Source organism: Pseudomonas sp. NPDC087639, from assembly GCF_044743385.1.
In the GTDB taxonomy this organism is placed as follows: Bacteria; Pseudomonadota; Gammaproteobacteria; order Pseudomonadales; family Pseudomonadaceae; genus Aquipseudomonas.
This window is the reverse complement of record NZ_JBIUWI010000119.1, coordinates 1-7643: the sequence shown is the minus strand read 5'-3', so window position 1 is coordinate 7643 and position 7643 is coordinate 1. Positions and strand designations below refer to the sequence as shown.

The 7643-nt window shown below is 57.6% G+C and carries 9 protein-coding genes; 4 read left to right on the top strand and 5 right to left on the bottom strand.

The window, feature by feature from the left end:
* The 3 genes from ACIOVB_RS26560 to ACIOVB_RS26550 form a co-directional block, all read right to left on the bottom strand.
* The coding region (locus tag ACIOVB_RS26560; RefSeq protein ID WP_401272166.1) for an LUD domain-containing protein at positions 1-621 on the bottom strand (621 nt) is incomplete at its 3' end.
* Positions 618-1442 carry a (Fe-S)-binding protein gene (locus ACIOVB_RS26555; RefSeq protein WP_401272165.1) on the bottom strand — a complete coding sequence of 275 codons (825 nt, stop codon included), beginning with the start codon at positions 1440-1442 and terminating at the stop codon, positions 618-620. The genes ACIOVB_RS26560 and ACIOVB_RS26555, both read right to left, overlap by 4 nt.
* Positions 1443-1592: 150 nt before the next feature.
* The gene (locus ACIOVB_RS26550; protein WP_401272164.1) at positions 1593-3287 is read right to left on the bottom strand and encodes a lactate permease LctP family transporter; all 1695 of its coding nucleotides are present in this window, start codon (positions 3285-3287) and stop codon (positions 1593-1595) included.
* A 262-nt stretch (positions 3288-3549) separates the two neighbouring features.
* Here ACIOVB_RS26550 and ACIOVB_RS26545 point away from each other — a divergent pair, with 262 nt between their 5' ends.
* Complete coding sequence (locus ACIOVB_RS26545; protein WP_187676701.1) at positions 3550-4317, top strand: FCD domain-containing protein; 768 nt, start codon at positions 3550-3552, stop codon at positions 4315-4317.
* A 98-nt stretch (positions 4318-4415) separates the two neighbouring features.
* Here ACIOVB_RS26545 and smpB read toward each other — a convergent pair whose 3' ends face one another.
* Complete coding sequence (gene smpB / locus ACIOVB_RS26540) at positions 4416-4898, bottom strand: SsrA-binding protein SmpB (RefSeq protein ID WP_007915208.1); 483 nt, start codon at positions 4896-4898, stop codon at positions 4416-4418.
* Between the two features lie 118 nt (positions 4899-5016).
* On the opposite strand from smpB, the gene ACIOVB_RS26535 reads away from it, so the two are divergent.
* From ACIOVB_RS26535 to ACIOVB_RS26525, 3 genes are read left to right on the top strand one after another with little or no spacing between them, the layout of a single operon-like run.
* The gene (locus ACIOVB_RS26535; protein ID WP_401272163.1) at positions 5017-6420 is read left to right on the top strand and encodes a sodium-dependent transporter; all 1404 of its coding nucleotides are present in this window, start codon (positions 5017-5019) and stop codon (positions 6418-6420) included.
* A gap of 7 nt (positions 6421-6427) precedes the next feature.
* Positions 6428-6862 (top strand): type II toxin-antitoxin system RatA family toxin, encoded by a 435-nt coding sequence (locus ACIOVB_RS26530; protein WP_016986510.1) that lies wholly within the window; start codon positions 6428-6430, stop codon positions 6860-6862.
* Positions 6855-7169 (top strand): RnfH family protein, encoded by a 315-nt coding sequence (locus ACIOVB_RS26525; RefSeq protein WP_187676703.1) that lies wholly within the window; start codon positions 6855-6857, stop codon positions 7167-7169. Before ACIOVB_RS26530 ends, ACIOVB_RS26525 begins: the two co-directional genes overlap by 8 nt.
* 60 nt (positions 7170-7229) lie before the next feature.
* Here ACIOVB_RS26525 and ACIOVB_RS26520 read toward each other — a convergent pair.
* On the bottom strand, positions 7230-7643 hold a 414-nt coding region (locus tag ACIOVB_RS26520), incomplete at its 5' end, for an outer membrane protein assembly factor BamE (RefSeq protein ID WP_401272162.1).

Sequence of the window (7643 nt, the reverse complement as noted above, 5' to 3'; positions counted from 1 at the left end):
GATGTCCGCTTCGAAGAATTTCTGCCGCAGGACTCTGCGACCGATCTGAATGAGTTCGTCAACGTCCTTGGTGTAGTCCACGCCAAGTTTGTCGTGGAACAAGGACGCGACCTGACCGGCATTCTTGTGGATCGCCGGCATAATGATGTGTGAAGGCTTCTCGTGGTCGAGCTGGACGATGTATTCCCCCATGTCGGACTCCAGACATTCAATGTCTTGAGCCTCGAGGAAATGGTTCATCTCCATCTCTTCGCTGACCATCGATTTGCCCTTGATCACTTGCCGCGCCTCGTGAGCGCGGATGATCGATAAGACGATGCCATTGGCTTCGTCCACCGTTTCCGCCCAGTGCACTGTCACACCGTTGCGGGTCAGGTTCTGTTCCAGTTGCTCGAGCAGGTCGGGCAACTTGGAGAGCGCGCGGGCTTTGATCGAGTTGCCCAAAGCACGCAAATGTTCTCTTTCGTGGGCATCGCTGAAAGACGCTGCCCGTTTGGTCATCAGTGAATCCATCGCGGTACGGAAGTTATTCCGTAGCTGCGCATCACCCAAGGCGTTGTGCGCCCGGGTGCGGAAATCTTCTTCTACGGCAACCGTAGGAATAATCGTCGAGGTGCTCATTTCGCACCTCCGGTTCGCTGCCAAAGGAAACTGGCCAGATGTTGGCCGCGCAACGCTTCCTGCTGTTTCTCCAGCGAGCCGTTGATGTTCATCAAACAGCCACAGTCGGCACTCAGCACCTTGTGCGCGCCGGATTCCTTCAACGCGCGGGTCTTGTCAGCCACCATCGCGCCTGAAATGTCTGGCATACGGACGCTGAATGTCCCACCGAAGCCACAGCATTCGCTTTCGTGATCGTGATTGACCCGTTCCACGTTGCTCAACTGCGCCAACAACTCGCGGCCGTGCAGGTGGGTGTTCATCTCGCGACGTGCCGAACACGATGTGTGCAGCGCCACTTTCACCGGTTCGCCGCTGTCCTTGAGCTGCACCTTGCAGACAAACAGCAGGAACTCGGCCAATTCATAGGTCCGCGCCGCAAGGGCCTGAACCTGTTTCAAGGTTTGCGGCTCGTCCTTGAACAAGTCGGCGTAATGCTCGCGCAACATACCCGCGCAAGAACCCGATGGCACCACCACCGGATAATCCCCGGCAAACAGCGCCAGTTGCGAGCGCGCCACGGTCCGCGCCTGCTCGGTGTAACCCGAGGTGTAGGCCGGTTGTCCGCAACAACTCTGCCCTTGCGGGTATTCAACCCGGATGCCTTCGCGTTCCAGCAAGTGAATCGCGTCCATCCCGGCTTCGGGGTAGAACAGGTCAACCACGCACGTGCCGAACAGATAGACCCGCGACGGTTTCTCGCTGGGGTATTGCCGAGGTTCGGGCAGTGGCGGTGCAACGCGGGTCGCGTTTGGCACAGCGTTGTAATAAAGCTCGCTCATCAGGCGTGTCTCCGGGTGGGCCCGGTTATCCGTCTGTTGCGGCTGCTGAATATAAAGAGCGTTGCTTTCAGCAGCCTTACAGACCGGGTTGTGAATTGCTGACGCCGGAATCACGAACCGGCGTCGGTTATTTCCGTGTTGCCTGTAGGGTTAGTGCACCAGCATGCCGGTGAACCAGTAGGCCTGAGCCAGGGTGATCAAACCGACAATCGTTGCAAAGAATAGGCTGTGCTTGAGTGTGAAGCGGAACAGATCCGATTCTTTGCCCACCAGACCGGTCGCAGCGCAGGCCACGGCGATCGATTGTGGCGAGATCATCTTGCCGGTCACGCCGCCGCTGGTGTTCGCGGCGACCAATAGAGTGTCGCTGACGCCAATCTGGTGTGCAGTGGTGGCTTGCAAGGAGCTGAACAGGGCGTTGGACGAGGTGTCGGAACCGGTCAGGAAAACGCCGAGCCAACCGAGGAACGGCGAGAAGAACGGGAAGGCTGCGCCGGTTCCCGCCAACACCAGGGCCATGGTCGAAGACATGCCGGAATAGTTGGTGACGAAGGCGAACGCCAACACCATGCCAATCGACAAAATCGGCCAGCGCAGTTCGTAAAAGGTCTCTTTCAGAGTGGTAAGACCAGTTTTGAAATTGATCTTCAGGACCAGCATCGAGATCAGTGCCGAGAAGAAAATCGCGGTGCCGGTCGCGGAAATCGGATCAAGTTTGAATACCGCCGGGATCGCGGTTGGCGCGGCCACGATAGGTGCAGTCTTGATCACCAGTTGATCAAGGTGTGGGATCGCGAAGTTGAATACCCACGCATACATCGACCCGCCGGCTGCGAACATGGCTTTGAAAGGCTTCAGCGTCCAGATCGTCACCAGCACGGTGAGGATCAGGAACGGCGACCAGGCTTTGAAAATTTCCCCGAGGCTGTAAGGCGAAACCACGGTGGTGCGTTTCTGCCCGAAACCACCGACGCAGGCTGTAATCGCAGCGCTGGATGTAGCGCCGGCGATTTGCGCGCCTGCGGTACGTTTCGGCTGCCAGACTTTGAGGAACAGAGTTAGGGAAATCAGGCTGGCCAGGGCCGAGGTGATGTCAGGCAGTTCCGGACCAATGAAGTTCGACGTGAAGTATTGAGTGATGGCAAAGCTCAGGCCCGCGACCAGTGCGGCCGGCCAGGTTTCACGCACGCCGCGCATGCCGTCCATCATGAACACCAGCCAGAACGGCACGAACAACGACAGCAGTGGCAGTTGGCGGCCAGTCATCGCGCCGATCTTGAAGGCGTCGATGCCAGTGACTTGTCCGGCAACGATGATCGGAATCCCCAGGGCGCCGAAGGCAACCGGCGCGGTGTTGGCGATCAGGCACAGACCTGCGGCATACAACGGGTTGAAACCGAGTCCGACAAGCAGGGCCGCGGTGATCGCCACCGGTGCACCGAAGCCGGCGGCACCTTCAAGGAACGCGCCGAAGCAGAAACCGATCAGCAATACCTGCAAGCGCTGGTCGTCGGTGATCGACAGTACCGAGCTGCGAATAACTTCGAACTGACCACTTTTGACCGTCAGTTTGTAGAGGAATACCGCCGCGACAATGATCCAGGCAATCGGCCAAAGGCCGTAGGCGAAGCCATATCCAGCGGCGGCGAAGGCCATATCGACCGGCATCTGGAACGCGAAGATCGCCACGGCAATCGACAAGGCCAGCGTGATGCTGCCGGCCACATGGCCCTTGAGACGAAACACCGCCAAGGCGAGGAAGAAGAAAACGATGGGGATGACGGCCGCGAGTGCGGAAACGCCGAGACTGCCGAGCGGGCTGTAGAGCTGTTGCCAGGTTTGCATATGGAGTGGCCCCTAATTGTTGTTGGTCAGGCACTGTCAGCGTATTTGGATAATTGGTAATACCAATTTACAATCGCTGTTGGCTAGGGTAAAAGCCTTGATGTCGGTGTGTCAATTTGTCGCCCTGAAACTTTTGTCGAATAAGCGGAGCAGATTGCATCTGATCCGGTTTGAGCGGGTGTCGTCTGGTAGGTGTGGCCAAGGCGCCGATAGGCCAGAATAGAGGCCCCGGCAAGCGATCGGGATCGTGGAGAAATGAGTTATGGGGTTTGATCAGATACGTCAGCGCCGTTTGTCTGACGATATTGTCGAGCGACTCGAGGGGATGATCCTTGAGGGCACGCTGAAGTCCGGTGAGCGGCTTCCGGCGGAACGCGCGCTGGCCGAGCAATTTGGCGTATCACGTCCGTCATTGCGCGAAGCGATTCAGAAACTGGCGGCCAAAGGTCTGCTGGTCAGCCGTCAGGGTGGCGGCAATTATGTGGTGGAAAGTCTGGGTTCGACGTTCAGCGATCCACTGCTGCAATTGCTCGAAAGCAATCCCGAGGCACAGCGTGACTTGCTGGAATTTCGCCACACTCTGGAAGCATCGTGCGCCTATTACGCCGCATTACGCGCCACCGACGTGGATCGCGAGCGGCTGACTGCGGCGTTTGAAGAGTTACAGGACTGCTATTCGCGCCACGACGAAGTGAGTCGGACGGAAGAGGGTGCGGCGGATGCGAAATTTCACTTGGCGATTGCCGAGGCCAGTCATAACGCGGTGTTGCTGCACACCATTCGTGGGTTATTTGATCTGCTCAAGCGTAACGTAGTGACCAACATCGGCGGGATGTACAAGCAGCGTACGGAAACCCGCGACATGCTGATCACTCAGCATCGGGAATTGTATCTGGCGATTATCGAAGGGCGTGCAGAGCAGGCGCGTGAAGTTTCCAGTCGACACATTTTGTATGTGCAGGAAGTGCTGGAAGAGGTGCGGCAAGAGGTTCAGCGCATGGCTCGGGCGGAGCGGCGCAAGGGGATGTAGCTTTTTAAAAGCAAAAGATCACAGCCTGCGTTAGCTCTCTGTGGGAGCTGCCGAAGGCTGCGATCTTTTGCTGGCGTCACACAACTCAAGCAGAAAGATCAGTCTTCCTTGCCTTTGTTGCGCACCGCACGCTGCAGCTCACGACCCGCATCACGCTCGCGCTCGGTGTCACGCTTGTCGTATTCCTTCTTGCCCTTGCCCAGAGCGATCTCGCACTTGACCATGTGCTTGCTCCAGTACCAGGACAGGCATACGCAGGCGTAACCCTTTTGCTGCACAGCGGCGGCGAGCTTTTCCAGTTCGCGGCGGTTGAGCAGCAATTTGCGTGTGCGCACCGGGTCGGCGATGACGTGGGTGCTGGCGGTCATCAGAGGCGTGATGTGACTGCCGAGCAGCCACGCTTCGCCATCCTTGAGCAGCACGTAACTGTCGACCAGTTGCAGCTTGCTTGCCCGCAGACTTTTTACTTCCCAGCCGGCCAGGACCAGACCAGCCTCGAACTTATGCTCGATGAAGTAATCGTGTCGCGCCTTTTTGTTCTGCGCGATGGTCCCTGTTGGGTGTTTCTTCTGTTTAGCCATAGGGGCGGCATTATATGGAGATAACGGCCGTCGGCTACGGTGATGCTGCGTGCTTGAGCAGGTTGAGTGAATCCCGGACAATGCGGCCTCTTTTTCTAACGCTTGGGCGTGATAAACGATGTCGACAGACAAGGTTTCTGTCCACGGCAGTTGGGCTAGCCGCTGGGTATTCATACTCGCCGCGACCGGTTCGGCCGTGGGACTGGGTAGTATCTGGAAGTTCCCCTACATGGTCGGGGTCTACGGCGGCGGTGCGTTTGTACTGATGTTTCTGGCGTGCATCGCACTGATCGGCATTCCGGTAATGCTGGCTGAAACCCTGATCGGCCGGCGTGCGCGGCAGAGTCCGGCGAATGCCTTGAAGGTGCTGGCACTGGAAGCCGGGCACTCGGCCAAATGGTCGTGGGGTGCATTTGCCGGGATGATTACGGCGCTGCTGATCCTGTCTTTCTATAGTGTGGTGGGCGGCTGGTCGCTGGACTACATCGTCGATATGGGCCGCGGGGACTTTCAGGGGGTGACCCCGGATCAGGTTGGTGCGTATTTCGGCAATGTCATCGCCGACCCATGGCGCCTGACACTTTGGCACACGATTTTCATGCTGCTATCGGCCGTGGTGATTGCCAAAGGCGTGGTTGCGGGGCTTGAACGCAGTCTGCGGATCATGATGCCGCTGCTATTTGTGATGATCCTGGTGTTGCTGGGCTACAGCATGACAACCGGGCACTTCATGGAAGGCGTGCATTTCATGTTCGACTTCCACCCCGAAAAAGTCCTCGACGGACTGCTGCCAGCCATGGGCCACGCGTTCTTTTCCCTGAGCGTGGGTGTCGGCTCGATCATGATCTACGGGGCTTATATGCCCAAGGATGCATCGTTATCCGGTACGGTCGTCGGTGTCGCGCTGCTCGATACTTTCGTTTCGCTGGTGGCTGGTCTGGCCTTGTTTCCGATTGTGTTCGCCGCCGGCCTGAACCCGAGCGAAGGCCCTGGCCTGATGTTCGTCAGCTTGCCATTTGCCTTTGGTAACGTAGCGTTTGGTCAGTTGATGGGCGTGGTGTTCTTCGTGCTGGTCGCGGTTGCGGCCTGGAGTTCGGCCATTTCTCTGCTTGAGCCGATGGTGGCTTATCTGGTCGAACGCACCAAAGTCAGCCGCGCCTGGGTGACTTTCTGGCTGGCATTCGTTTGCTGGTTCGTCGGTTTGGGCACAGTGTTCTCTTTCAATATCTGGAAGGAAGCCAAATTTTTCGTGAACGAAGGCGGGATGTTCCATCTCTACCAATGGGGTGCGGCAAGCGGTCTGGACTTCTTCGGTGTGATCGACTTCTTCACCTCGCGGATCATGTTGCCGCTCGGCGGACTGTGCTTCGTGCTATTCGCCGGATGGGTGATGGGGCGTGAAGCGGTGCGTGACGAGTTGTCGATCCGTAACCCGGTACTGTTTGGTCTGTCCTTGTTCTTGATGCGCTACGTGGCGCCTATCGGCATAGTTGTAGTGTTTGCCGCTCAGCTCTGGAAGTAACGCTTACATGACAACACATATTCAACGATCAGCATTGCTGCCTTACCCGGCCCAGTTCCTTTATGACCTGGTCAACGACGTGGCGCGTTACCCTGAGTTCTTGCCGTGGTGCTCGTCCGCCGAAGTGCTGGAAAGCTCGCCGGAGCACATGCGCGCCAGTGTCGGCGTGGCCAAGGGCGGTCTGAGCCAGCATTTCGTGACGCGCAACACGTTGGTGCCGGGGCAGTCGATCGAGATGAACCTCGAAGAAGGCCCGTTCAATCAGTTACATGGCGTCTGGGTGTTCAAGGTGTTGAACGAGAAGGCCTGCAAGATCAGTCTGGATCTTTCGTTCGACTACGCGGGCCCTTTGGTGCGTGCCACTCTGGGGCCGCTTTTCAATCAGGCGGCGAATACGCTGGTGGATGCGTTCTGTCAGCGCGCCAAGCAGATGCATGGTTGAGTCAGTGATCGAGATAGAGGTCGTGTATGCGGCCGTTGATCGTCAGGTCTTGCGTGCGGTGAGTGTCCCCGAAGGGAATACTGTGCGTGAGGCCTTGATCAAGTCCGGGATTGGTGACGAGTTCCCTGAGCTTGATCTGACTGAATGCCCGTTGGGAATCTTCGGCAAAGTGATTGCCGATCCGCAGGTTCGCCTGATTCGGGCAGGGGATCGCATTGAAATTTATCGTCCTTTGCTCGCTGATCCGAAAGAAGTGCGGCGCCTGCGTGCGGCCAAGGCTGCCGAGGCGAAAGCTAGAAATCAGTAGGTCGGCTAAACGACAGGCAATAAAAAACCCGGAATTCCGGGTTTTTTATTGCGTCGCAAATTATTGCGGCGAGGTGTCCAGCGGCTCTGGTGTCGGAACCGGAACGGTTTCTACACCATCGACGTCCTTCTGGATCTGATCCAGCAAGGAACCTGGCTTAACCGGTTTTTCCGGTGTTGGCTTCTCGGCGTTTTCAGCAGGAGCGGTCACGGTCGTGCCACTGTCCTTGCCGAGAATGGCTTCGTCACGGCTGACGCCCGGCATAAAGTCACCGGACAGGCTGACAAGCTGGTCGTTTGAGTTGAAAATAACGCTGACGCGTTCCTGTTGGCGTTCACCGCCACCCGGTTGCAGGCTGTACAGATAATCCCAGCGATCGGCATGGAACGTATCGGCAAGCAGGGGATTGCCCATGATAAACCGTACTTGCGGCCGGGTCATTCCCGGGCGTTCCTGGTCGCTCATGTGGTGCGG